At 43.9% G+C, this 25,254-nt stretch carries 19 protein-coding genes; all 19 read left to right on the top strand.

The window, feature by feature from the left end; all coding sequences use genetic code 11:
• Positions 1-79 precede the first annotated feature (79 nt).
• Positions 80-445, top strand: coding sequence for a PepSY domain-containing protein (locus tag ACMZ6Z_RS02190; protein WP_416131030.1), 366 nt, complete (start codon positions 80-82; stop codon positions 443-445).
• Between the two features lie 194 nt (positions 446-639).
• On the top strand, positions 640-1,449 hold the full coding sequence (gene proB, locus ACMZ6Z_RS02185; protein ID WP_416131029.1) for a glutamate 5-kinase: 810 nt from the start codon (positions 640-642) through the stop codon (positions 1,447-1,449).
• A gap of 3 nt (positions 1,450-1,452) precedes the next feature.
• On the top strand, positions 1,453-2,703 hold the full coding sequence (locus ACMZ6Z_RS02180; RefSeq protein ID WP_416131028.1) for a glutamate-5-semialdehyde dehydrogenase: 1,251 nt from the start codon (positions 1,453-1,455) through the stop codon (positions 2,701-2,703).
• A gap of 229 nt (positions 2,704-2,932) precedes the next feature.
• Entirely contained in the window at positions 2,933-3,883 is a 951-nt protein-coding gene (gene rsmH, locus ACMZ6Z_RS02175; protein ID WP_416131027.1) for a 16S rRNA (cytosine(1402)-N(4))-methyltransferase RsmH, read from the top strand.
• 2 nt (positions 3,884-3,885) lie between these two features.
• Positions 3,886-4,215, top strand: coding sequence for a cell division protein FtsL (gene ftsL / locus ACMZ6Z_RS02170; RefSeq protein WP_416131026.1), 330 nt, complete (start codon positions 3,886-3,888; stop codon positions 4,213-4,215).
• Positions 4,212-6,458, top strand: a complete 2,247-nt coding sequence (gene pbp2X, locus ACMZ6Z_RS02165; RefSeq protein WP_416131025.1) for a penicillin-binding protein PBP2X — start codon at positions 4,212-4,214, stop codon at positions 6,456-6,458. The genes ftsL and pbp2X overlap by 4 nt, the downstream gene beginning before the upstream one ends.
• 1 nt (position 6,459) lies before the next feature.
• Positions 6,460-7,470, top strand: coding sequence for a phospho-N-acetylmuramoyl-pentapeptide-transferase (gene mraY, locus ACMZ6Z_RS02160; RefSeq protein WP_416131024.1), 1,011 nt, complete (start codon positions 6,460-6,462; stop codon positions 7,468-7,470).
• A 110-nt stretch (positions 7,471-7,580) separates the two neighbouring features.
• A complete protein-coding gene (locus tag ACMZ6Z_RS02155) occupies positions 7,581-8,924 on the top strand; it encodes a DEAD/DEAH box helicase (RefSeq protein WP_416131023.1) in 1,344 nt (447 codons plus the stop codon).
• Positions 8,925-9,170: 246 nt separating this feature from the next.
• Positions 9,171-9,968, top strand: coding sequence for an amino acid ABC transporter permease (locus tag ACMZ6Z_RS02150; RefSeq protein ID WP_416131022.1), 798 nt, complete (start codon positions 9,171-9,173; stop codon positions 9,966-9,968).
• The gene (locus tag ACMZ6Z_RS02145; protein ID WP_416131021.1) at positions 9,968-10,711 is read left to right on the top strand and encodes an amino acid ABC transporter ATP-binding protein; all 744 of its coding nucleotides are present in this window, start codon (positions 9,968-9,970) and stop codon (positions 10,709-10,711) included. The genes ACMZ6Z_RS02150 and ACMZ6Z_RS02145 overlap by 1 nt, the downstream gene beginning before the upstream one ends.
• 217 nt (positions 10,712-10,928) lie before the next feature.
• Positions 10,929-11,153, top strand: coding sequence for a DUF4059 family protein (locus tag ACMZ6Z_RS02140; protein ID WP_416131020.1), 225 nt, complete (start codon positions 10,929-10,931; stop codon positions 11,151-11,153).
• Positions 11,154-11,221: 68 nt separating this feature from the next.
• Positions 11,222-12,139, top strand: coding sequence for a thioredoxin-disulfide reductase (trxB, locus tag ACMZ6Z_RS02135; RefSeq protein WP_416131019.1), 918 nt, complete (start codon positions 11,222-11,224; stop codon positions 12,137-12,139).
• A 261-nt stretch (positions 12,140-12,400) separates the two neighbouring features.
• Entirely contained in the window at positions 12,401-13,867 is a 1,467-nt protein-coding gene (locus ACMZ6Z_RS02130) for a nicotinate phosphoribosyltransferase (protein WP_416131018.1), read from the top strand.
• A complete protein-coding gene (gene nadE, locus ACMZ6Z_RS02125; RefSeq protein WP_416131017.1) occupies positions 13,868-14,689 on the top strand; it encodes an ammonia-dependent NAD(+) synthetase in 822 nt (273 codons plus the stop codon).
• Positions 14,690-15,051: 362 nt separating this feature from the next.
• Positions 15,052-15,921 (top strand): MetQ/NlpA family ABC transporter substrate-binding protein, encoded by an 870-nt coding sequence (locus ACMZ6Z_RS02120; protein ID WP_416131016.1) that lies wholly within the window; start codon positions 15,052-15,054, stop codon positions 15,919-15,921.
• 317 nt (positions 15,922-16,238) lie between these two features.
• A complete protein-coding gene (locus ACMZ6Z_RS02115) occupies positions 16,239-17,594 on the top strand; it encodes a M20/M25/M40 family metallo-hydrolase (protein ID WP_416131015.1) in 1,356 nt (451 codons plus the stop codon).
• A complete protein-coding gene (locus ACMZ6Z_RS02110; RefSeq protein ID WP_416131014.1) occupies positions 17,587-18,651 on the top strand; it encodes a methionine ABC transporter ATP-binding protein in 1,065 nt (354 codons plus the stop codon). Before ACMZ6Z_RS02115 ends, ACMZ6Z_RS02110 begins: the two co-directional genes overlap by 8 nt.
• Entirely contained in the window at positions 18,652-19,344 is a 693-nt protein-coding gene (locus tag ACMZ6Z_RS02105; protein ID WP_416131013.1) for a methionine ABC transporter permease, read from the top strand.
• A 332-nt stretch (positions 19,345-19,676) separates the two neighbouring features.
• A partial coding sequence (locus tag ACMZ6Z_RS02100; protein ID WP_416131012.1) for a Cna B-type domain-containing protein occupies positions 19,677-25,254 on the top strand: 5,578 nt, incomplete at its 3' end.

The raw sequence follows: 25,254 nt of genomic DNA, 5'->3' as shown, positions 1-25,254 counted from the left end.
CTGCGTCTTAGTTTCTTGTTTGAAAGTTCATTCATTTGCCTAGACCATTCAGGCGTCTAATAACAAAAAGGAGGCATTTATGCCATTTAAAAAAGTGAGTTTACTAGCTGTGACAGCACTTTCAATCCTTGCTCTTGCAGCATGTGATATGGATGATGACAAAATCGAAGAGACTCAAACCAAGTCTAGCCAAGTCATTAAAAAAGACCCACCAGCAGTGAAACCTGCTGTGACGCTATCAGAAGAAGAAGCTAAGAAAAAAGCCTTTGATGCCGCTAAAGTCAGTGAAGATGAGGTAACACATTTTCACCTAGAGCAAGATTTTGACGATGAGACACCAAGTTATGAGATTGACTTTGTCAAAGACACCACAGAATACTCTTATACCATTGATGCTAACACAGGAAATATTCTTGAGCAAAGCACAGAGCCTGTCAACGATTAGGAAAAAAGTGGGCTGTTCAGCTAAGAAAATCAAGGTCTTAGAGCCTGCTCAATCATGATGTTTTACGGCTTTACTTAGAATGACATAAAAAGGTTAGGACTTTGTTCTGACCTTTTTAGTGTCTTTGCTTATTTTTGGATTCTAACAGCTTCTTTTTGATATTCTTTTTTTAGAAAGTTTAGTATAATTTGCTTATGATGTATGATTATAAGCAAGTAAAACGTTTGGTGATCAAGATTGGGACCAGTTCTTTGGTCCTGTCAAACGGTAATATCAATTTAGAAAAAATTGATCAACTGGCTTTTGTTATTGCTAGTCTGAAAAATAAGGGCTTAGAAGTTATCTTGGTCTCTTCAGGAGCGATGGGATTTGGGCTCAATATCTTGGGCTTGTCTAAGCGACCTCAAGAATTGTCCAAACAACAGGCAGTCTCAAGTGTTGGTCAGGTTGCGATGATGGGGCTTTATGCACAGATTTTTGCGCACTACCAAAAGCAGGTTTCTCAAATTCTCTTAACACGCGATGTGGTTGAATTTCCAGAAAGTTTAGCCAATGTCACCAATGCCTTTGAAAGTCTCTTAGACATGGGGATTGTCCCCATTGTCAATGAAAATGATGCGGTCAGTGTTGATGAGATGGATCATGCGACTAAATTTGGAGATAATGACCGTCTGTCTGCCCTAGTAGCAGAGATTGTTAAGGCTGATCTCTTGATCATGTTGTCTGACATTGATGGTTTATTTGATAAAAATCCGACTATTTATGAGGATGCCGTTTTACGACCGCATGTTAGCGAGATCACACCGGAGATTTTAAGGTCAGCCGGTGGCGCTGGCTCTAAGTTTGGCACAGGGGGCATGCTTAGTAAAATCCAGTCAGCTCAGATGATGTTTGAACATGGTGGCGCTATGGTTTTGATGAATGGTAAGAACCCCAGAGATATTTTACGAGTGCTAGATGGTCAAGCGATCGGAACGCTCTTTAAGCAAGAAAAAGAGGACTAAGTCATGACATTGATTGAAAAACTAGGACAAAGAGCCAAAAAGGCCAGCAAAGATTTGGCAGGTTTGTCAACGACAGCTAAAAACCAAGTCTTACTGGCACTAGCAGATGGTCTGATCAAGGCATCTGACTGTATTTTAAGGGAAAATGAAAAGGACCTACTAGCAGCATCAGAGCATGGCATATCTGAGGTCATGACTGATCGCTTGCGTCTCACAAAAGAGCGTATTCAAGCCATAGCTGAGGGAGTTATTCAGGTGGCTGATCTTCAAGATCCCATTGGTCAAGTGGTCCGTGGTTACACCAACCGAGATGGTCTTAAAATCCTGCAAAAACGAGTCCCCCTTGGTGTTATCGCCATGATTTTTGAAAGTAGGCCTAATGTCTCGATTGACGCTTTTTGCTTAGCATTTAAGACCAATAATGCCATTATTTTGCGTGGTGGTAAGGATGCCCTTCACTCCAACAAAGCCTTGATTGGTGTCGCTCGCCAAGTCATTGCCGAGGCGGGCTATTCTCCCGACATGGTGCAATTAGTGGAAGATCCTTCCCACGCTGTGGCAGAAGAATTGATGTTAGCAACAGATTACCTTGATTTGCTCATTCCACGTGGTGGGGCTAGATTGATTCAAACGGTTAAAGAAAAAGCCAAAGTACCAGTGATTGAGACTGGTGTTGGCAATGTGCATATCTATGTGGATAAGGATGCCGATTTGGAAATGGCTGTTAGGATTGTCATCAATGCTAAAACATCACGACCAAGTGTTTGCAATGCCGCAGAAAGCCTAGTTGTCCATCAATCGGTAGTGGCAGTCTTTTTACCGATGTTGGAGAAGGCTCTCGCTGACCAACATCCTGTTGCTTTTCGGGCAGATGAGCGTGCCATGCCTTATCTGACCAATGCCACTAAGGCTACAGAGGCAGATTTTGCGACTGAATTTTTAGATTATATCATGGCTGTCAAGGTTGTCGATCACCTTGAAGAAGCGATTGAGGTGATCAATACCTACACGACCCATCATTCAGAAGCTATCATTACCCAAGAAATCAGTAGGGCAGAGAGATTTCAGGACAGCATAGATGCCGCTGCGGTCTATGTCAATGCCTCAACCCGCTTTACCGATGGTTTTGTCTTTGGCTTGGGCGCTGAAATTGGCATCTCAACTCAAAAACTACATGCGCGTGGGCCTATGGGACTAGAAGCCTTGACCTCAACCAAATACTACATTAACGGTCAAGGTCAGATTAGAGAGTAAGGTATGCTAGAGCCAGTCTAGTCGTTAATGTTGTTGGTGGCTTGTTTGCTAGGCTTAAAGGCTGCTCAATACTAAAAATGCTCATAATTGATACAGGTTAGATGTAAACAGGCTTTGAGGATTAAGAAAGTGACCTTGCTAGGGCAGCTAGTTTTGGATGAAAGCCTTATCATGACTAGGATTGACACATTTAAGACAAATAGCTTCTCTTTATGGTATAATAACTGTTATGAGTAATGATTTTCATCATGTGACAGTGCTTTTGCACGAAACGGTCGATGGACTTTTAGTTAAGCCAGATGGTATCTATGTTGATGCGACCTTGGGTGGCGCAGGGCATAGTGCCTATCTCCTATCACAATTAAGCCCCAAGGGGCATCTGTACTGCTTTGATCAGGATCAAACAGCGATTGAGAACGCTCAAATAACATTAAGAGATTACATTGACAAGGGAATGGTGACCTTCATCCAAGATAATTTCCGTCATTTGAGGTCCAACCTAGAAAAGCTAGGCGTGATTGAGATTGATGGGATTTTGTATGATTTGGGTGTTTCCAGTCCACAATTAGATGAGCGTGAGCGAGGCTTTTCTTACAAGCAAGACGCTCCTCTTGACATGCGTATGAACCGTCAGGCAAGTCTGACGGCTTACGATGTGGTAAACACCTATGATTACCATGATTTGGTACGGATTTTTTTCAAGTATGGTGAGGACAAATTCGCCAAACAAATTGCTCGTAAGATTGAGCAAGCGCGTCAAACCAAGCCCATTGAGACAACAACGGAATTGGCAGAACTTATCAAATCAGCCAAGCCAGCTAAAGAACTCAAGAAAAAAGGCCATCCTGCCAAGCAGATCTTTCAAGCCATCCGCATTGAAGTGAACGATGAGTTAGGAGCGGCAGATCAGTCTATTCAAGAAGCCATGGACTTACTAGCACTTGATGGGCGCATAGCTGTGATTACCTTTCATTCTTTGGAGGATCGTTTAACCAAGCAACTCTTTAAAGAAGCCTCAGCCGTTGATGTGCCAAAGGGCTTGCCCTTTATTCCAGAAGACTTAAAGCCCAAGATGGTCTTGGTTAATCGTAAGCCGATTTTACCAAGCTCAGAAGAACTTGCCATTAATCACCGAGCTCACTCAGCCAAGCTGCGAGTGGCTAAAAAAGTTAGGAAATAAATATGCCAAACGAAACTAAACGCGAAGCCATGGCGCAAGCCCTGCAAAAGCGGATTCGTACCTTTACGCGCATTGAAAAAGCTTTTTATGGTGCCATTGTTATCGCTGCCATCACGATGGCTATCAGCATTATCTACCTTCAAAGCCGTAACATGCAGGTACAGCAAGAAATCAATCGCTTGAACATTGACATCAACGGTGCCCAGACAGACCTTAATGATGCCAAACAAGAAGTCAATGAACTCAGTCGATATGACCGTATTTCTGAGATTGCCAAAAAAGCTGGTCTCAAAATCAGGAATGACAATATTCAAAACGTGGAGTCAGAATGAGGAAACTGCAAAAGCTATTTCTAAACTATGTCGTCAAGGTTAGAAAAGCACACCCAGAAGAAAATAGGCGTTACGCTGGTCAAAATTTGATGATTCTTACGGTATTCATCTTTTTTGTCTTTGTCATCAATTTTGCAGTGATTGTGGGAACAGATAGCAAGTTTGGTGTTGACCTCTCTGAAGGTGCAAGAGCGGTCTATAACGCTAGAACAACTTTACAAGCAAGGCGTGGAACGATTTTTGATCGTCATGGCAACGTGATTGCAGAAAATTCCACAACCTACAGCGTCTATGCCATTATTGATAAAACCTATGTGACAGCCAATCAGGAAAAATTATACGTTCAGTCCTCGCAGTTTGATACGGTTGCCAATCTCTTTCATAACCATCTGGGTTTGGATAAACAATACGTCATCAACCAGCTTAATCAACAACAGTTAGTCCAAGTTTCTTTTGGAACAAAGGGGTCTAATCTGAGTTATAGCAAGATGAGCGCTCTTAGAGAAGCTGTTAAACAGGAGAAGATCAAGGGTATTTCTTTTGATAGCAGTACCAGTCGGATGTATCCAAATGGTATCTTTGCTTCTCAATTTATAGGCCTAGCCCAGCCTCGCACAGAGGAAAATGGTTCAACCTTATTAGAGGGAGTGACGGGTATGGAGGCGTCTTTGAATAATCTCTTATCTGGTAAAGATGGCATTGTGGAATACGAAAAAGACCGAAACGGGAACCTTCTGTTAGGAACCCAGAAAGTGATCAAAAAAGCCAGTGATGGACGAGATGTTTACACCACCCTCTCAGCCCCCCTTCAAACCTATCTTGAAACGCAAATGGATGCTTTTCAAGAAGAAACCAAAGGAAAATTTGCCAGTGCCACTATTGTCAACTCACAAACGGGTGAAATCTTAGCGACCACTCAAAGACCAAGTTTTAATTCAGACACCTTAAAAGGACTGGAAGAAAAAGACTTTTCTTGGCAAAACATGCTCTATCAAACCAACTACGAACCAGGGTCGACCATGAAAGTCATGACCTTGGCATCTGCCATTGATGCTAAAGAATTCAAAGCCAATGAGTACTATACCAATACTGGTCTCAATCTTGATGGGATTACCATCAATGACTGGTCTGTCAACGGTGGTGTTGCAGGATACCAGACCATGACCTTTGCTCAAGGTTTTGCCTACTCCAGTAACGTAGCAATGACCTTGCTGGAGCAAAAAATGGGTGATGACAAGTGGGCCAACTACCTGACCAAGTTTAAATTTGGAGAGCCAACTTACTTTGGTATGGGTTCAGAATCAGCAGGGGTTATCTCATCTAATAGCGTCAATACAGCAACCAGTGCCTTTGGACAAGGGATTTCAGTGACTCAGTCGCAAATGTTACGTGCTTTTAGCGGTATTTCTAACGATGGAGAAATGCTAGAGCCACAATTTATTAGTCAGCTCGTCAATCTTGATGATGGCTCAAGCCGTGTGGCCCTGCCAGAAGTTGTCGGCAATCCTGTTAGCAAAAAAGCTGCAAAAGAAACCAGAGAGCACATGGTAGCTGTAGGGACGACACCTTATTATGGAACCTTGTATGCAGGGTGGTTGGGAGAGCCAATCATTCAAGTTGACAATGAAGCCATTGCGGTTAAGTCAGGTACGGCAGAAATTGCCAAAGAAGATGGTTCAGGCTATCTCTCTGGCGAGAGAGATTATATCTACTCTGTTGTAGCAATGATTCCTGCGGAAAAACCTCTCTTTACCATGTATGTCACGGTACAGCAACCAGGTAGCTGGACAGACTTAGAATGGCGAACCATCTTTAACCCAGTCCTTCAAGAAACCTTGACCATGAAAGATCAGTTAGTGACCTCACTCGCTGATAAGGAGACACGTCCTGAAACACCTTATCAGATGCCAGATGTGATTGGCAAGCCTAGTGCCAAGACAGTGGAGTCCTTGCGTCGCAATCTTATCCATCCGATCTTGGTTGGTAATGAGTCAAAAGTGACTAAAACGACAGTTACTAAAGGAACCAAACTCAAAGCCAACCAGCAAGTCTTGATTCAGGCTGGAAAGGTGACTGAGATGCCAGACATGTATGGCTGGAGCAAGCGTAATGTCCAAGCCTTTGCCAAATGGAATGATTTGAGCATCACCATTAAAGGTTCAGGGACAGTGGTCAAGCAAAATGCAGATGTCGGGACACCTTTAAGACAGCGAAAAAATATCAAAATTACGTTGGGAGATTAACATGTTATTGAGCTCAATAGTCGGCATCATTAGTTTTGGTGTGACGATGATTGCCATGCCTTTCTTTATTCGTTATTATCAGATGAAAAAAATTGGTGGTCAACAGATGCATGAGGATGTCAAGCAACATCTCACCAAATCTGGGACACCAACCATGGGAGGCACTGTTTTTCTAACCGTTAGTCTGTTAGTCGGTTTAATAGTTGGCTCAATTTATCAAGTCTACCAAGGGGGCAGTCTAGGGGCGATCGCAGGGATTTTATCGGTTAGTCTCCTTTATGGTATCATCGGTTTTTTGGATGATTTTTTAAAGATCTTTAAACAGGTCAACGAAGGCTTGACACCTTGGCAAAAAATGACCCTTCAGATCATTGCTGGCTTGCTCTTTTACCTTAGTTATGTTTACCCAAATGAGATCATAAGCGTGACGGTTATGGGGCTTGACTTGCCACTTGGGGTGTTCTACCTTGCCTTTGTGATCTTCTGGGTAGTTGGCTTTTCAAATGCGGTCAACTTAACAGATGGCATTGACGGGTTAGCCTCTATGACAGTTGTGATTAGTTTGCTGGCCTATGGTGTGATTGCTTTTTTTCAAAAGCAATTTGATGTGCTAGTGATGATTAGCGCGATGATTGGGGGGCTTTTGGCTTTCTTTTGCTTCAATAAAAAGCCAGCCAAAATTTTTATGGGTGATGTCGGATCTCTCGCTTTAGGAGCCATGCTAGCAGCTATCTCCATTGTTTTAAGACAAGAATGGACACTCTTGCTGATTGGATTGGTCTATGTGTTTGAGACCCTCTCAGTAATCCTACAAGTGACTTATTTTAAGTACACAAAGAAAAAAGATGGTCAAGGGCGTCGGATTTTTCGTATGACTCCCTTCCATCACCATCTTGAACTAGGTGGTTTATTAGGAAAAGGTGAGCGTTGGAGTGAGTGGCAGGTCAATGCTTTTATGTGGTCAGTAGCTCTCATCTCTAGTCTGGTCGCTCTGGCCTTACTCTATTTATGATCTATCCTAAGTAAAAACCTGCAAACGCTAATTCTATCAAGAGACAAGCTAGCTATTCGTGTTCTAGCTTGTTTTATTATGTTATAATAGTCATCAGAAAAGGAGGCACTATGTCCTTTAAAGATTTTAATTTCAATTCTTATATACAAGCGGCTTTAGATGAGCTGGGCTTTAAGAATCCTACTCCTGTACAACAAAAGCTGATTCCAATCGTTCGTTCAGAACGTGATTTGGTGGGCGAATCAAAAACAGGTTCAGGTAAGACCCATACCTTCTTGTTGCCGATTTTTGAGAAGCTAGATCCAGACAAGGCTGAGGTTCAAGTCGTCATCACAGCACCCAGTCGTGAGTTGGCTACTCAGATCTACCAAGCCAGTAAGCAAATCGCCAACCATTCAAACAAAGAGATTCGTGTGGTTAACTATGTTGGTGGAACGGATAAACAACGCCAAATTGAGCGCCTAAAAGTGAACCAACCACACATTGTCATTGGAACTCCTGGTCGTATCTATGATTTGGTCAAATCCGGTGACTTAGAGATTTACAAGGCACATACTTTTGTCGTTGATGAAGCTGATATGACCATGGATATGGGCTTTCTGGACACAGTTGATAAAATTGCGGCTAGTTTGACCAAAGAGGTTCAAATTTTAGTCTTTTCGGCGACCATTCCTCAAAAATTACAACCCTTCCTCAAGAAATACCTCACCAATCCAGTCATCGAACAAATCAAAACCAGCACAGTTATTGCTGATACCATCCATAACTGGTTGATGTCAACCAAAGGAAAAGATAAAAATGCTCAGATGTTAAAATTGTCGCAGGTTATCAATCCTTATTTGGCCATGATATTTGTTAACACCAAAGAGCGAGCAGACGAATTACATGCCTATCTGGTAGCCAATGGGCTCAAAGTGGCTAAAATTCATGGAGGCATGCCATCGCGTGAGCGTAAGCGTATCATGAATCAAGTTAAGAACCTGAACTACGAGTACATTGTGGCGACAGACTTGGCTGCGCGTGGTATTGACATTGAAGGGGTCAGCCACATTATCAATGACGCTATCCCACAAGACCTGTCTTTCTTTGTTCACCGTGTCGGGCGTACAGGGCGTAACGGCTTGTCAGGAATTGCCATCACCCTATATCAACCTAGTGATGATAGTGATATTCGGGAGTTAGAAAAACTGGGCATCACTTTTGAGCCAAAGGCTCTCAAAGATGGTGAAATCATAGCTACTCATGATCGTGATCGTCGCCGTCAGCGTGAAAAAGCCTATCAAAAACTAGATACTGAAATGATTGGGCTGGTTAAAAAGAAAAAGAAAAAAGTAAAACCAGGCTATAAGAAAAAAATTCAGTGGAAAGTTGATGAAAAGCGGCAAAAAGAACGCCGTGCTGCTAATAAGGCTCGCGGCCGTGCCGAGCGTAAGGCTAAGAAACAAACATTTTAAGAAAACTTGGGTCAGCTATAGCCAATAACTACGAATAGTCTTCTACTAAAGCCATAAGTAAAAATCATTAAGCTAGGCTAAAAATACCATCACAGCCCGATTGTTTTGCTGTTTAGGCAGGAGATAAGAAAATGATAAGAGGTGATAGCTAAATCCTATCACCTTTTTAAAACCTCTTCATTTACAGCACCCAAGCGCAATGATAGAATGGACAAATAACAAGATTATCGCGAAAAGGACACTATTATGACAAACCTATTCTTAGCCGTTGGTTGGTACCAAAGTTTGGTCGAAAAACTACCAGCTGGAAAATTATTTTCATGGCGAGCTGTTTTTGAAGCCATTCCCCCTATTCTTCAACGTCTCCCCATTACAGTAGGCCTTACTTTGGCAGGTGCTCTAGCGGGACTCCTCTTGGCCCTTTTGTTTGCCATTGTTAAGATCAATCGTGTCAAGCTACTCTATCCCATACAGGCATTTTTGGTTAGTTTTTTACGAGGAACTCCTATTTTAGTGCAGCTGATGCTGACCTATTATGGGATTCCCTTGCTTCTTAAAGCCATCAATCAAAAGACTGGCTTAACCATGAACATCAATGCTATTCCTGCCTCTGTTTTTGCCATCACGGCCTTTGCCTTTAATGAAGCAGCCTATGCCAGCGAAACCATACGTGCAGCAATCCAGTCAGTTAGCTCTGGTGAAATAGAGGCAGCTAAGAGCCTTGGGATGACCAACTCACAGATCTATCAACGGGTCATTATTCCCAATGCCGCAGTGGTAGCCACCCCAACCTTAATCAATAGCCTGATCGGCTTGACCAAGGGGACATCCCTAGCCTTTAGTGCTAGTATCGTTGAGATGTATGCCCAAGCACAGATTTTAGGAGGCAGTGATTACCGTTATTTTGAGCGCTTTATCTCAGTATCCTTGATTTATTGGGGGGTTAGTTTTTTGATTGAAAATCTAGGCCGGCTAATTGAGCAAAAAATGGCGATTTCATCACCAAAAGTCGTTCAAAAATCACTTGAAAGAGGAGGTCGCTAATGATTTCGATTCGTCAGTTAAGCAAAACGTTTTCTGGTCAAAAAGTCTTAGATGGCTTGGATTTGGACATTGAAAAAGGGCAAGTGGTGGCCCTTGTAGGCGCTTCAGGTGCTGGGAAGTCAACCTTTTTGCGTAGCCTAAATTACTTAGAAGAGGCTGACTCAGGCAGTATCACGATTGATGAGTTTAAGGTTGATTTTAAAACCATCTCAACAGAAGAAATCTTGACCCTTCGTCGCAAGCTAGCCATGGTTTTTCAACAGTTTAACCTTTTTGAGCGTCGTACAGCTCTTGACAATGTCAAAGAAGGGCTAAAGGTGGTTAAGCAATTATCAGATAGCGAAGCCACTAAGATCGCTAAGGAAGAACTAGCCAAAGTCGGTCTTTCAGATAGGGAAAATCACTACCCACGCCACTTATCAGGGGGGCAAAAGCAGCGTGTAGCCTTGGCGCGTGCCCTGGCCATGAAACCTGATGTGCTCTTACTGGATGAGCCAACCTCGGCTTTGGATCCAGAACTCGTTGGCGAAGTCGAAAGAGCCATTGCTGATGCTGCTAGAGCTGGTCAAACCATGATTTTGGTCAGTCATGATATGAATTTTGTCGCTCAGGTTGCAGATAAGATATTGTTTCTTGATAACGGTAAGATTTTGGAGCAAGGAAGGCCTGAACAGCTCATCCACCATCCTCAACAAGAGCGCACCAAAGAATTTTTCGCTAGTTACAAAAAATCATATCTTTGATATAATAAAGTAGAAAAACTCAGCTAGGCAGTATGGCTGAGTTTCTTTTGAAAGATGTCAAAGCAGCTCATGCAGAGTGCTCCCCCACCAAAATCAAACTCAAAGAAGAAACGACAAGATTGTCAACGTAACTTTGATAAGGTTTCGTTTGATTTAACAAAAGGGCAGGAGTGCCATGCTTGACAAAACCAACCCCATAACATTTAGAGGTAATACCATGTTACAGACATTAGTGTCCTTTTACTTACAAGGTCTTTTAATAGCAGTGATTCTGGTTCTTGTACTAGCTGTGGCTTATTTGCTAAAGCGTTTCTATCAAAAGGCAGATAAAACTGTCCGAGAACGCCAAGAAACCCTTTACGATGTTTTAATGATGTCGATGTTAACCATTCCGATATTGTCCTTTGCCTTTATGGCCTTGCTCTTGGTGTTAAAGTCTTAGCACCTATCAAGTCAAGGACAGATAGCCTTGGATTTTTAAACGTATAAATGAATACATAAGGAGAAGAGATGTACGATACTATTATCATTGGAGCAGGTCCTGCGGGGATGACGGCAGCACTCTATGCTGCTCGCTCAAACTTGAAGGTAGCCATCTTGGAGCAAGGAGCTCCCGGTGGGCAAATGAACAATACCGCTGACGTTGAAAACTATCCTGGTTTTGAGCGCATCAGTGGCCCTGAATTAGCCATGAAGATGTTTGAGCCTCTGGAGAAGTTTGGGGTTGATCATCTTTACGGCATCGTGACCCAGATCGAAGACAAGGGCGACTATAAAGTGATTCGCGCTGATGAGCAAGCCTACAAAACCAAGACACTCATCATCGCTACAGGAGCAAAACATCGCCAACTCGGCGTCCCTGGAGAAGAAACCTACAATAGCCGAGGGGTATCTTATTGTGCCGTCTGTGATGGTGCTTTCTTTAGAAATCAAGACCTGCTCGTGGTTGGTGGTGGCGATTCTGCCATCGAAGAAGGCTTGTTCTTGACACGGTTCGCCAACTCGGTGACCATAGTGCATCGTCGCGATCAATTGCGGGCTCAAAAAATCTTACAAGAGCGTGCCTTTGCTCATGAGAAGGTGTCTTTTATCTGGGACTCTGTCGTTGAAGCCATCAAAGGTAACGATTTGAAGGTGACCAATGTTGACATCAGAAATCTCAAAACCAATCAAGTGACCAACCATGCTTTCGGAGGTGTTTTTGTCTATGTAGGTCTTGATCCTGTGTCAGACTTTTTCAGAGATTTGAAGATCACAGATGATGAGGGCTGGGTTGTGACCGATGACCGTATGCGAACAGCGATTCCTGGGATCTTTGCCGTTGGAGACATTCGCCAAAACCAACTGCGTCAAATCACCACAGCCGTAGGTAACGGGGCTGTTGCCGGTCAAGAAGCTTATCACTATATTGTTGACCAAGGCTTGTAAGAAATACAAATATCGGTGTCAGAAGGGTTTAGCGGCACATCATTTTTCTGATGATAGTGGACTAAAACAGTCGTCAGAGCAAGATCAGTCAGTACAGCTAGATAAGTAGTCATCAAAAGCCTAAACCAGCGCTGCCTTTACTTCAACATAGCCATGTCCCGAGCCTAGGACTTATGCTATAATAGTCAGTAAAAAGACAAGCCTGAGCCCAAGAGCATTAAGTGCCTAAAACCTTCAACCAGAAACAAAGGAAATCAACACATGACTTACCCAGATGATAGTTTAACCCTCCACACGGATCTTTATCAGATCAATATGATGCAGGTTTACTTTAACCAGGGCATTCACGACAAGCATGCTATCTTTGAACTTTACTTTAGAAAATTGCCGTTTGACAATGGTTTTGCCGTTTTTGCAGGTCTGGAGCGGATAGTGTCTTATCTCAAGTACTTGCATTTTTCAGAGACTGATCTGGCTTATCTTCGCCAAGAAGGCTATCCAGAAGATTTTTTGGCTTACCTTAGAGACTTTAAGATGACCTTATCAGTTCGATCAGCGCGTGAGGGAGATCTGGTCTTTGCCAATGAACCCCTGGTGCAGATCGAAGGCCCCTTGGCTCAGTGCCAACTGGTTGAGACAGCGCTCTTAAATATCGTTAATTTCCAGACCTTGATTGCTACCAAGGCGGCACGTATCAAGACAGTCATCGAGGATGAGCCCTTGCTTGAGTTTGGCACACGTCGTGCCCAAGAGATGGATGCCTCTATTTGGGGAGCACGCGCAGCTGTTATCGGAGGTGCTGACGCAACGTCAAATGTGCGTGCCGGCAAACTCTTTGGCATTCCTATCTCAGGAACGCATGCGCATGCCATGGTGCAGGCTTATGGTGATGATTACCAGGCCTTTAAAGCCTATGCACAGACTCACCGTGACTGTGTTTTTCTAGTGGATACCTATGATACCCTCAAAATCGGTGTCCCAGCAGCCATCAAGGTCGCCAAAGAATTTGGAAATCAGATTCATTTTCAAGGAGTCCGTCTGGACTCTGGAGATATGGCTTATCTGTCCAAGGAAGTTCGCAAGCAGTTAGACGAGGCTGGCTTTCCAGATGCTAAGATTTATGCCTCTAATGACTTGGATGAAAATACCATTCTTAACTTGAAGATGCAAAAGGCCAAGATTGACGTTTGGGGTGTTGGAACAAAGTTAATCACAGCCTACGACCAACCAGCCCTAGGTGCGGTCTATAAGATTGTCGCTATTGAAGATGACAAGGGTGAGATGATAGACACGATCAAACTATCTAATAATGCGGAAAAAGTTTCCACACCAGGCAAAAAACAGGTCTGGCGCATCACCAGCCATGACAAGGGCAAGTCAGAAGGAGACTACATCACCTTCGCAGATGTCGATGTTACAGCTATGGACCAGATTCACATGTTTCATCCAGTCTATACCTATATCAGTAAGACGGTCAAGCAGTTTCATGCCGTGCCTCTTTTGGTTGATATTTTCAAGCAGGGAGACTTGGTCTATGACCTGCCATCATTAGGGGAGATCAAGGAGTATGCCCGCAAAGAACTAGATGAGCTCTGGGATGAGTACAAGCGAGTCCTAAACCCACAAGAATACCCTGTAGACCTCGCTAAAGACGTCTGGGATAATAAAATGGCACTGATCGATCGTGTTCGTCAAGCAGCCTTTGCCCATGTAAAAGGAGAAGCCTAAGTGACCTTACAAACAACCATTATCAAAGCCTTGGGGGTCAAGCCCTTGATTGACCCTCAAGAGGAGATTCGTCGCTCGATTGATTTTTTAAAAGCCTATCTCCTCAAGCATCCTTTTCTAAAAACCTTGGTTTTGGGCATTTCAGGCGGTCAGGATTCGACACTAGCGGGACGTTTAGCGCAGTTAGCAGTTGAAGAATTGCGTCGTGAGACAGGTCAAACCTATCAGTTTATCACCATTCGCCTGCCTTATGGTCTTCAAGCAGACGAGGCAGATGCCCAAAAGGCCCTTGACTTTATCAAACCGGACATGAGCTTCACCATCAACATCAAGGAAGCAGTAGATGGTCAGGTGTCAGCATTGACCAAAGCAGGGGTGTCTATCTCTGACTTTAACAAGGGCAATATCAAGGCCCGTCAACGCATGATCACGCAGTATGCTGTTGCTGGTCAATACAGTGGCGCTGTTATCGGGACTGATCATGCAGCTGAAAACATCACAGGTTTTTTCACCAAGTTTGGTGATGGTGGGGCAGATATTTTGCCGCTTTTCAGGCTCAACAAACGCCAAGGCAAACAACTTCTAGCGGCCTTGGGAGCGGACAAAGCCCTTTATGAGAAAATCCCAACCGCTGATTTAGAGGATGACAAGCCAGGTTTAGCAGACGAGGTAGCGTTAGGCGTCAGCTACAATGACATCGATGATTACCTCGAGGGTAAAGAGGTATCTCCAGAAGCCAAGCGCCAAATAGAGCAATGGTGGCAAAAAACCATGCACAAAAGACACTTGCCCATCACCGTCTTTGATGATTTTTGGCAATAACAGAACTTGAAAACAAGATAGCGTCAGCCAAGCCGACACCGACAAAGCTGGGGCTGTAGATCAGTTTACCTCGATGCTCTTTATGAGCGAGTTTTTTAATCAAACAGTGGGACAGGGATCACTGCTTTTGCAGGAGTAGCCTTTGCCCACTTTTTTTGCTTTATAGGGGATATAGTTTAAAACTATAGATAAGCCTAGTTTTTAAGAACTTGTTTTTGAGGATGGCATGTGACATAATAATACTCAAGAAAAGCCAAAACGAGACGAGGCGACGAAATCAAAGATAGAGTCTATCTGGGTCAGTCAACAGGATATCGTTTTGATTTTTGAAAAATATAATGATAAAGAAGAGGTATCTCACAATGACCATTAAAAAAATCGCAAGCATTACTGGATTAGCCCTAGCATCAACACTTGTCTTGGCAGCTTGTTCTGGCAAAGACTCAGCAGATGATAAAAACGAACTACGTGTTGGAATCATGACCAAAACAGATGCCACAGAGCCTATCTGGGACCGTATCGAGGAGTTGGCTGAGGAAAAAGGTGTGGACCTTGAGTTTCAAGAGTTTACCGACTACACCCAACCCAACAAGGCTCTTAAAAATGGTGAAGTCGATGTCAATGCTTTCCAACATTACAATTTCTTAAACGACTGGAACAAGAAAAACGATGCTGACTTAGTCGCAGCAGCTGAAACCCTCCTAAGCCCAATCAACTTGTTCTCAGGCTTAGATGGCAAAAAAGCCAAGTACACTGATGTCAAGGATATTCCAAAAGGGGCTACCATTTCAGTACCAAATGACCCTACCAACGAAAGCCGTGCCTTATATGTCCTTCAATCAGCTGGCTTGATTACCCTATCAACCTCAGGTGAGGAAGTGGCAACACTTGACGACATCACATCAAATCCCAAAGATTTGACCATCAAAGAAATCGCTGCTGACCAAGCTGCCTCAACCCTAACCTCTGTTGATGCTGCCATTATCAACAACAACTATGCCGTAGACGCAGGCGTTGACTATAGCACATCGCTCTTTAAAGAAGAGAAAAATGATAACTCAAAACAGTGGATCAACGTGATTGCTGCCCAAAAAGACTGGAAAAAATCACCTAAAGCAGATGCCATCAAGGTCTTGATTGACGTTTATCAGACAGATGAAATCGCTAAAATCATCAAAAAAGCCTCTAACGGCACTGACATCGCTATCTGGGAAGGCGCACCAGCCAACTAATCAAGGCTTGCCTAGGACCTTCTAAGCCCTGTAACAAAGCTAACAACCGTTGAGGCGCACTGCTAGTGAAATCGTTTCAGGTCAGATTCCTGAAAGGAGAGAGTAATTCCCTTGTGCTTCATAGGAAGTAGCGCCGCTCCCGTTACTAAAAGTCAATGAGTCTGGGACCAAATGATTCTGGACTCATTTTCGCGTTAGTGACAAAATAGCAATACTCAAAAAGTCAGTCTTAGTCAGGTGATGACGCTAAGAGTCAGTCTTATCAGGTCAAGAGGCGATTATTTCAGCCACTCAAGAGCAGCTAGAGGAGAAAAATCATGCCAAGTATCCCACAAGATAACAAAGAAACCCTAAGAAACGACTATCTGGATGTCTTAAAGCAGTTGGTTGCCCATCGGTCTATTTTTGCTCAGGGCATCGGTCTACATGAGACAGCCCTCTATCTCAAGGAGATCTTTGAGGAAGCAGGTGCTCAGGTCTTGCTTGATGACAGCTATGCTGCGCCCTTTATTCTGGCTCAGTTCAAGAGCTCACGCCCCAATGCTAAGCAGCTGATTTTTTACAATCATTATGACACCCAGCCAGCAGATGATGATCAAGACTGGACCAGTGACCCTTTTTGCCTGACCTTTCGTGATGGCTATCTCTATGGTCGAGGGGTTGATGATGACAAGGGGCACATCACAGCACGTCTGACAGCAGTCATGTCCTATCTACAAGACCATCAATACCTTCCTCTTGATATTACCTTTATCATAGAGGGAGCAGAGGAGTCAGCCTCGCTTGATTTGGATAAGTATTTAGCCAAATACAGTGATTGCCTAAGTGGCGCGGACCTCTTGGTCTGGGAGCAGGGCATAGGCAACCAAAAGGGGCAAATCGAGATTGCTGGTGGGACCAAAGGCATCGTCACCTTCGATGCCCAAGTGACCTCAGCCAAGGTGGATAGCCATTCCAAGTTCGGAGCTATTTTTGACAGTGCCACTTGGTATCTGATCAATGCACTGACTAGTCTTAGAGGAGCAGATGGTCGGATACTGGTGCAAGGGATCTATGATGACATCATCCCACCCAGTCAGCAGGAACTCGATCTGGTCTCACAGCACGCTCACATCAACCTAGACGACCTAAAATCGCTCTACCAGCTAAGCCTGCCACATCTTGTCACCTCACAGAAAGACTTGGAAAAACGGCTCTTCTTTGAGCCTTCCTTGACCATTCAGGGCTTATGGTCTGGCTATTTGGGTGAAGGGGTCAAGACCATCATGCCTGCCAAAGCCAGTGCCAAGCTAGAAATTCGCTTGGTGCCTGGGATGGATCCCCATAAAGTGCTAGACCTGATCGAAAAACAGCTGGTCCAAAACGGCTATAACAAGGTTAATCTGATCTACACCCTAGGCGAAAAAGCTTATCGCAGCGACATGACCGCACCTGCCATTCAAAAGGTTATCACTATAGCAGAGCATTTATCCCCAGAAGGTGTAGCCGTCTTACCAACGACCGCAGGAACGGGTCCCATGCACCAAGTCTTTGAGGCACTGGGTGTGCCTATTGCCGCCTTTGGGATCGGAAATCCTGACAGCCGTGACCATGGCAGTGATGAAAATGTCAGCTGGACAGACTACCAGACACATATAGAAATGATAGAGGAGTTAATCAGAAGTTATGACTGATACCATAATCAACTTAGACAAGATCACCATTACCTTTCAGCAAAAGAAAAGGACTATCCATGCCGTCAAAGACGTTTCTATACAGATCAAAAAAGGGGATATCTACGGCATCGTTGGCTACTCAGGGGCAGGAAAATCAACGCTCGTCAGGGTGATCAACCTGCTTCAAGTACCGACAGCTGGTAAAATCACCATCGCTGATCAGGTAACTTATGATCAGGGTAAGGTACAGCTATCCCCTACAGAGCTGCGTCAAAAACGTCAGAAGATAGGCATGATCTTTCAGCACTTTAACCTCATGGCACAAAAAACAGCCTTTGAAAACGTGGCCTTTGCCTTGCGCCATTCTCACTTGAGCAAAGAAGCCAAGGCGCAAAAGGTTTCAGATCTCTTGGAGTTGGTTGGCTTATCGGACCGGGCAGACAACTACCCTGTTCAACTATCAGGCGGTCAAAAGCAGCGTGTCGCCATCGCGCGTGCTTTGGCTAATGATCCCGAAATCTTAATCTCAGATGAGTCCACCTCTGCCCTAGATCCTAAAACCACCAAGCAGATTTTGGCCTTATTGCAGAATTTGAACCAAAAGTTAGGCTTGACCGTGGTCATGATCACACATGAGATGCAGATTGTCAAGGACATCTGTAACCGTGTCGCAGTCATGCAAGACGGCCGCCTGATTGAGGAAGGCTCTGTCCTTGGCATCTTTTCAAATCCCAAGGAGCCCCTAACTCAGGAGTTTATCAAAACTGCTACTGGTATCGATGAGGCCATGATTAAGATCGCCCAGCAAGATGTGGTGCGTGACCTAGCCACAGACGCTCTCCTCGTTCAGCTCAACTACGCAGGCACATCAACCGATGAGCCCATCTTGAGTGAAATCTATAAGCACTATCAAGTGACTGCCAATATCCTCTATGGCAATATCGAGATTTTAGACCAAACGCCAGTAGGCGAGATGGTGGTTATCTTATCAGGAACCAAGCTCAACCTAGCCGCTGCCCAAGAAGCCATAAAAGCAGCAGGCGTTCAACTGACTATTTTAAAGAGAGGTGCTTAAATGTTAGAGTGGATCCAGACTTACTTACCCAATGTTTACCGAATCGGCCTAACAGGCGACAATGGCTGGCTATCAGCCATCAATGCCACCCTATACATGACCCTGGTGTCCTTTATCATCGGTGGCTTTTTAGGCCTTTTGGCAGGCCTCTTTCTCGTCTTGACAGGTCCAGGTGGTGTCATCGACAATCGCCCCGTCTTTCAAGTCCTAGACAAGGTGACATCGGTCTTTCGTGCCATCCCCTTCATCATCTTGCTGGCCATCTTAGCACCAGTGACCTTCTTGCTGGTCAAGACCAACCTCGGTGCCACCGCAGCCCTCGTCCCCCTATCAGCCGCGACCTTCCCCTTCTTCGCCCGCCAAGTACAGGTGGTCTTATCGGAGTTGGATCGTGGGGTTATCGAGGCAGCTCAAGCCTCGGGGGCAACCCTTTTTGACATCATTAAGGTCTACCTTGGTGAGGGGCTACCAGACCTGATCCGTGTGTCAACAGTGACCCTCATCTCCCTAGTTGGTGAGACAGCCATGGCAGGAGCTATCGGTGCGGGAGGACTAGGAAATGTCGCCATCTCCTACGGCTATAACCGCTCCAATACTGACGTTACCATCGTCGCTACCCTAGCCATTCTCCTCTTGATCTTCACCATCCAGTTCATCGGAGACCGCCTCACTCGAAAACTCAGCCACCGCTAGAGGCTGACCTCCCTCCTTGTTGCTCAAAACAAGGAGTTTTTTTTTCACGATTACGCTAACTTTTGGGAAATATCACTGGAAAAAAGACCCCAAACCCCTATCATATCAAGGCAAAACACTTGACAAATGGGGGGGGGCGGGTAAAATAGAAGATGACACAAATTATACTTTTGTTGTCCACTGTTGTTAAACAGTGATTCAATGCTCGACAAGTCTCAAACCTAGACCTGATGACAAGATGCCTTGATAACACTTGGGGTTATCAAGGCAAGTCAAAGGCCTAGCCTTTTGAGTCTTGACGAATGCTATTTATCACATCAAAAGGAGAACATATGCAATTTCAAAGAGATCAACGACAGATATTCTCGATCCGTAAGTTCAAGGCCTACGGTGCAACCTCTGTCCTTCTAGGGTTGATGATCCTAGGGGTCAATGACAAGGCTCTGGCTGAGCAGATAGCTAAAGTCCAGGTCTCGCCTGAGTCTGGTGAGGCAACTCAAGCAACCTCGCCAACGACGAGCGCTACTCTTGAGACGGATAACTTGGTCATTGCCCAAGCGACCGGTTCAGCCGTAGTAGTAAAAGAGAACGATGCTCATCGCTTAGAGCCAGTGCGTCAAAAAGCCCTCAAAGACCTAGAAGCCCTCAAAGGCGACCTGGATCACGAGAGCTACGTCAGCTACAGCAACCAGATCAAGTCAGCGACTGATATAGATGTCTTTGCCTCTATCATCAAGCGTGCTAAAGCTAATGCAGACGAGCAAAAAGCAGTAAAACTTGCTAACCCTGCTAAGAAAGCGACTGTAGCCGATGAGGATACTAGCAATCTCAGTTATAAAGAGCGCTTAGAGTCGACTAGAGCCAAAGTCCTAAGCCAACTGTATGCTCTCAAGGGTGACTTGTCAGCTGATGCCTATGCGAGTTACCAACGCCAGCTGACCAACACCACTGACGTCGCTCTCCTGGATCGTATCCTAGAGCGTGCGCAAAAAAGTTTGGTGCAGTCAGACGCTAGTCAACCCCAAAAAGCTGAAGCTACGGTTGCTAGTGACTCGACTAACCGTCAAAGCCTTCTGAATGAATCAACTGTCTCAGAGAGCACTGAGCTTATTGATCTACTCGATAAGGCAGAAGATAAGCAAGCGGCTGTACGTCTCTTTTTTGAGACTCAGCTGAATTTTGACAAAGCAAAAGCCTTAGAGCTTTTCAACTTGGTTAACGTTGATTACAATACTGCGACCAGCAAAGAAGTTCATGAGGCTATCGTTTTGGCGATGGCTGAGATGAAGAACAAGCCTCAATCGAGAGTTCGTCGTGCACGCGCTGCAGGATCAGAATCTGATCTTGCTTTGACACCGACCGTAAAATTCATCGACCTGAGAGACGGCTCTGAGTTAACGCCAGAAAAAGTCCTAGACGGTCAGTATGGTGATGATATTCGTGTCAATGCTGAGGTAACCTTTCCTTCTTCTGCTACAGACAAGCAAGTGACTTTCAACTTCGCCCCTTTTGTAAAGGTGAAGGCACATTCAGTAGTTGACCTTGAGCAACTCAAGGAGCCAGGTAAAGTACAGGTGAACAAAGAGCCATTAGCAGCGGCTAATGGCAAGCAATATCATTTGCTTACTACTTTGGAACCTGCCAAGCCCGGTCTTGCTGAGGTGATTTACAAGTTTAAAGATAACGTCTTGAAAACAACGGTGTCATTCACTATGGAAGTAGAGCCTGGAGCTTTTGTAACAGGTTATGCAAAGAATGGTTCAGTATCTGGAGTTACTAAAGGTATCGAAAAAAGTCCGCTAGTAGTGGCTAACATTGAGAACATCGCTCAAGGCGAGAAAAAAACAAGCCAAAATGAGGTTCATCAAACCAGCATTCTTCTCAAAGGATTTCAAAAATCCTCGGTAGCTCCTAATGGTGCTCAACTTACCCATGTCAGTGACACTCGCGCAGCTAGTATTTCAGAACAAAGATACACGAATCTAAATGATTATACTGCTAAAACAACATTTCATTATGGGACTCTTTTGGAAGAAGGAGAGACAATTGGTGAAAATAGTAATTCCTATTTTGATGATATTTCGTTTGAGGTTGTTCTACCGCAGGGAGTGACGCTTCTTAGAGTAGAGACGGGTTCCCCTTATCAAAAAGATGTTTACCCAGAAACGGCATTTCAGATGGTGCCTCAGCCCCAGAGTGATGGTACTACACTGGTAAAAGTTTCTACTAAAAATCCTATAATGGTTGATCGATATTCTAAGCTCTATCTAGTCACCAAGTTTGATCCTGATCAAAAAGGTAAAGTAGTAGGTGAAGAGGAGACGGTCAGTTTAGTTATTCAAAAACCGAAGCTTACCTTGCGCAACTACAGCCCAGAGGATAACTTGCTTCAGCAGCAAAGTCCTTACCGAACCCTTAATTTGAAGATTGAGCGTAATCGCCCTGAAGGTGAGAATGTCATCTCAAGAGGTCTTTACTATATAGCATCTAGGGATGGAGTGACTGACTATAATAGGTTGATATCATTGGGAGCACTTCCCCACGACCCTGCTTTTCTAAACGATTCCGATGTGGACTCCGTAGAAAAAGTTATTGAATTAGAGCCGACAGCGCATGTTGTCCTTAAAGGCTTCCTTTCTACTTTTTTAGATGTCACTGGACAAAGCAAGTCAGAAACGTTTAACATCGAGGTCAAGACCAAAGAAACAGGTGCCTGGAAAACCCATGCTGTTAAAAGACAGACTTATTATGATGTGGTTTCGCTAGGCTATAGCCAAGAAGATATCATCACAGGAATTAGGCGTGATGTGGGGGTGATCAAAGCAGGAGAGGGTATCGTATCGGGATCTGGTTCTAGAGCTTATAGCGATCCCTTTATTGGTCGATTTGCAGAGACTGCTCCAAAAGATCGAGTTGTTGAAACGATAAAACTCACACTCTCTGATAAGGCTCCCGTTAGACCAGATACTCCTGGCTATAGTGAATCTCCAGAAGAGCTCCCCCACTATCATGCTCCGGTATCAACTACAATAGGTGTAGATGTAAGAGAACACAACAAATTAGATAGTGTCTATACGACTGTTGAGGTAAATAAGAGGGAAATCAAACAAGGAGAGACTGCGAGGATCAACTATACAGTTGGAAACGAGCGTTATCTATCGGATTGGAGAGGCACTTTAAATGTTAAAAAGATTCGTTCGATTTCATTGGTCTTACCAAAAACTGACATAGGCTTACCAACCAGTGCCATTCGTTTACGTAATGAAAAAGGGCAGTATTTTGTGGCATCGTCTGCCGAGAGAGATTTACCAGATGGTCAGCGCTTGTATACGTTTAACTTGGACAATGTCACTGATGATAATAATATCGTTGGTAGGGAATATGTTCTTGGGGAACAACCTAACATCAAACGTATCCTTGTAGAGGTGGACGTTGAAAACAAACGCCTCAAAGATGATTACTTGTTGCAGTTGAATCGCTCTATTTTTGTGCAAACAGAGGACGCCACTCCTAATGTGAGGCGAGGGACTGTTCGTGGCGAAGATCCTTATAATATTTACAATGATTTAGAAAACGATCACAATGTCTTTACCAATTTGACTACGGATTTGGCTGTTAACTTAAAAGTTGTTGACAAATTACTTGCTACAACAAAAGCTAAAACCACAGGTTCTGATTTTGATTTGGTTAATGCAAAAAATGCTTTAAATATTAGTGACACTAGTCAATCGGCAACGGTTCGCGTGGATTTGACGAATAATCAAGAGGTAGATGCCGGTCAAGTTGTTTTCTATATCCCAGTTCCAAAACGAGGTCAAAACTGGGGAACGAGTCTTCAAGACAAAGCTTTTGACTATACCCTACATTTATCAAAAGCGGTTAGTTCGACCTATCCAGAATTTACCACTAAGTTTGACGTTGACTATGCAACGGTAGAGCCAGCTCAGTTAACGGGAGCTATCAATTATAGCCATGATAGACTAAGTCGTTTGAGTTATTCTAAACCATCTGACCTTACAAATGTCAACTTGATCCGCGTTAAAGCAAAATCTGACCAACTCTTCCCTAAAAAGACGACTGTTGATTTGAACTTTGATTATACTGTTAATCAAGGTACTGTCACCGATGGTAAAGAAAATGGCTTCCGTGGCTTGTATTACTCTGATATGGGCTCTTATGCAGGAGTCAGTGAGACACCTACTGTCAATATCAATATCACTTTAGGTGCTAAAAAACTTCAAGTTTTCAACGATGCTAATGATGATGACCAAAAACAACCAACAGAAAGATCTTTGGAAGCTAAAATCAAGGTTGTTGATACTGAGAACCAACTTTCTTATGATTTGACATCTCTAAGTAATGATGCTTTGCTAATCTCAAAACTGGTATCTGGTCGTAAATATAATGTCACCATTGAGAATCCTGACAGTAACACTTATCGATTTGTAGAAGGTGTCAAAGGAGCTACGAATGTAAAATTCACTAAAGAACGTGTGACATTTGATATGATTCCAGATGTTAATGATGGTCTTAAAAACATTGAAACCATCACTGTACCAATGACGACCCAAAAAACGACTTACACGTTTAAGAAGGTCGATGGATTGGCTCAAAATAAAAACTCAATCGGTTTCTTTAACGACAATGTGACTCCTCCATCACCAACTCCAGGGATTGGCATGACTTTTGCTGGTTGGAAAGACGATGCTTCAAGCGAGGTGGCATCAAGTAAGGGGATACAAGCCTTAACTTATGGAACCTCACCGAAGTCTTATACTGGACTTTTTGCTGAGCACAAAGAGACGGTGACGGCTAACCTCGTCTGGCAAAATGGCCCAGAGGCCCACCCTGAAGTTCAGCTTGAACTCGTTAAACTGCATAATGGTACTCAGACAGTTGTTAACACACAAACCCTAACCAATGGTACCAATAGTTACACGTGGCGTGACTTACCAGTGGCTGAAAATGGTACAGCGGTGACTTACTTGGTAAGACAAAAAGGGGATTTGGAAAATTATCGCGAGTCATTAAGGTCTGGTAATCGTGTCACAAAGGCAGTAGCAAGTGAAGCTGAATTACTTAAACAAGTTCAACGAACAAAAGCAAATGTTTCTGTAAATGTGGCGGATACCAGTCATACCTTGACTCTCGCTTACGTATCGCCTAAGAAAACTTACAACACAACAGTCAACGTGACTGGTGGACCAGGTATTGCAACGTTTCCAAAAACAATTACCCTAACGCTCAAACGTGGGAACAATGAGACCGTCGCAACAAAGCAAGTGACGATTACTGGTACTAGCACTCTTCAACAAGTTGACTTTGGTTCACATGATATCAATGATGCAACCGGCAATGCCTATACCTACACTGTAGATAGCACTGGCTTAGAGCATTATAGACTGACCAAAGAAGGTCAAGGTTTAACAGCTCTTAAATTCACTTATAGCCGTACACAGGCACAAGACACACGCTTGAACAACCCAAGAGAAAAAGTATTGGTTGAAAATCCAAATGCCTTGTCATCGACTGAAATCCAGCAAGTCAAAAACGCTATCATGGAAACCAACGAAGATTTAGCACCTCGCCAAATCACCATTGCTGCTAATGGAGAGGCAACCATTATGTTTTCAGATAAATCTTCTAAGACAATGGCACCAGAGGTTACTGTCGTTCAGAAAGAATCTGCTAAGTATGTTCCACAAAAACCTGCTAAAGCGATACTTGTTCGTAATCTGTCACAGCTGACACAAGAGGAACAAGAACAAGTGAAAGCGGCAGTGCAAACTCAAAACAGAGACAATCTTCCAGATTCCGCAGGAGTAAGCGTTGATGCACAAGGTAAAGTTACTATTACTTATGTTGACCAAACAAAAGACTTTATCCAAGCAAGTGAAACAGTTAAATTAG

The sequence above is a fragment of the Streptococcus pluranimalium genome, assembly GCF_047785705.1.
Taxonomy (GTDB): Bacteria; Bacillota; Bacilli; order Lactobacillales; family Streptococcaceae; genus Streptococcus; species Streptococcus pluranimalium_A.
This window is presented reverse-complemented; position numbering and strand designations above follow the sequence as displayed.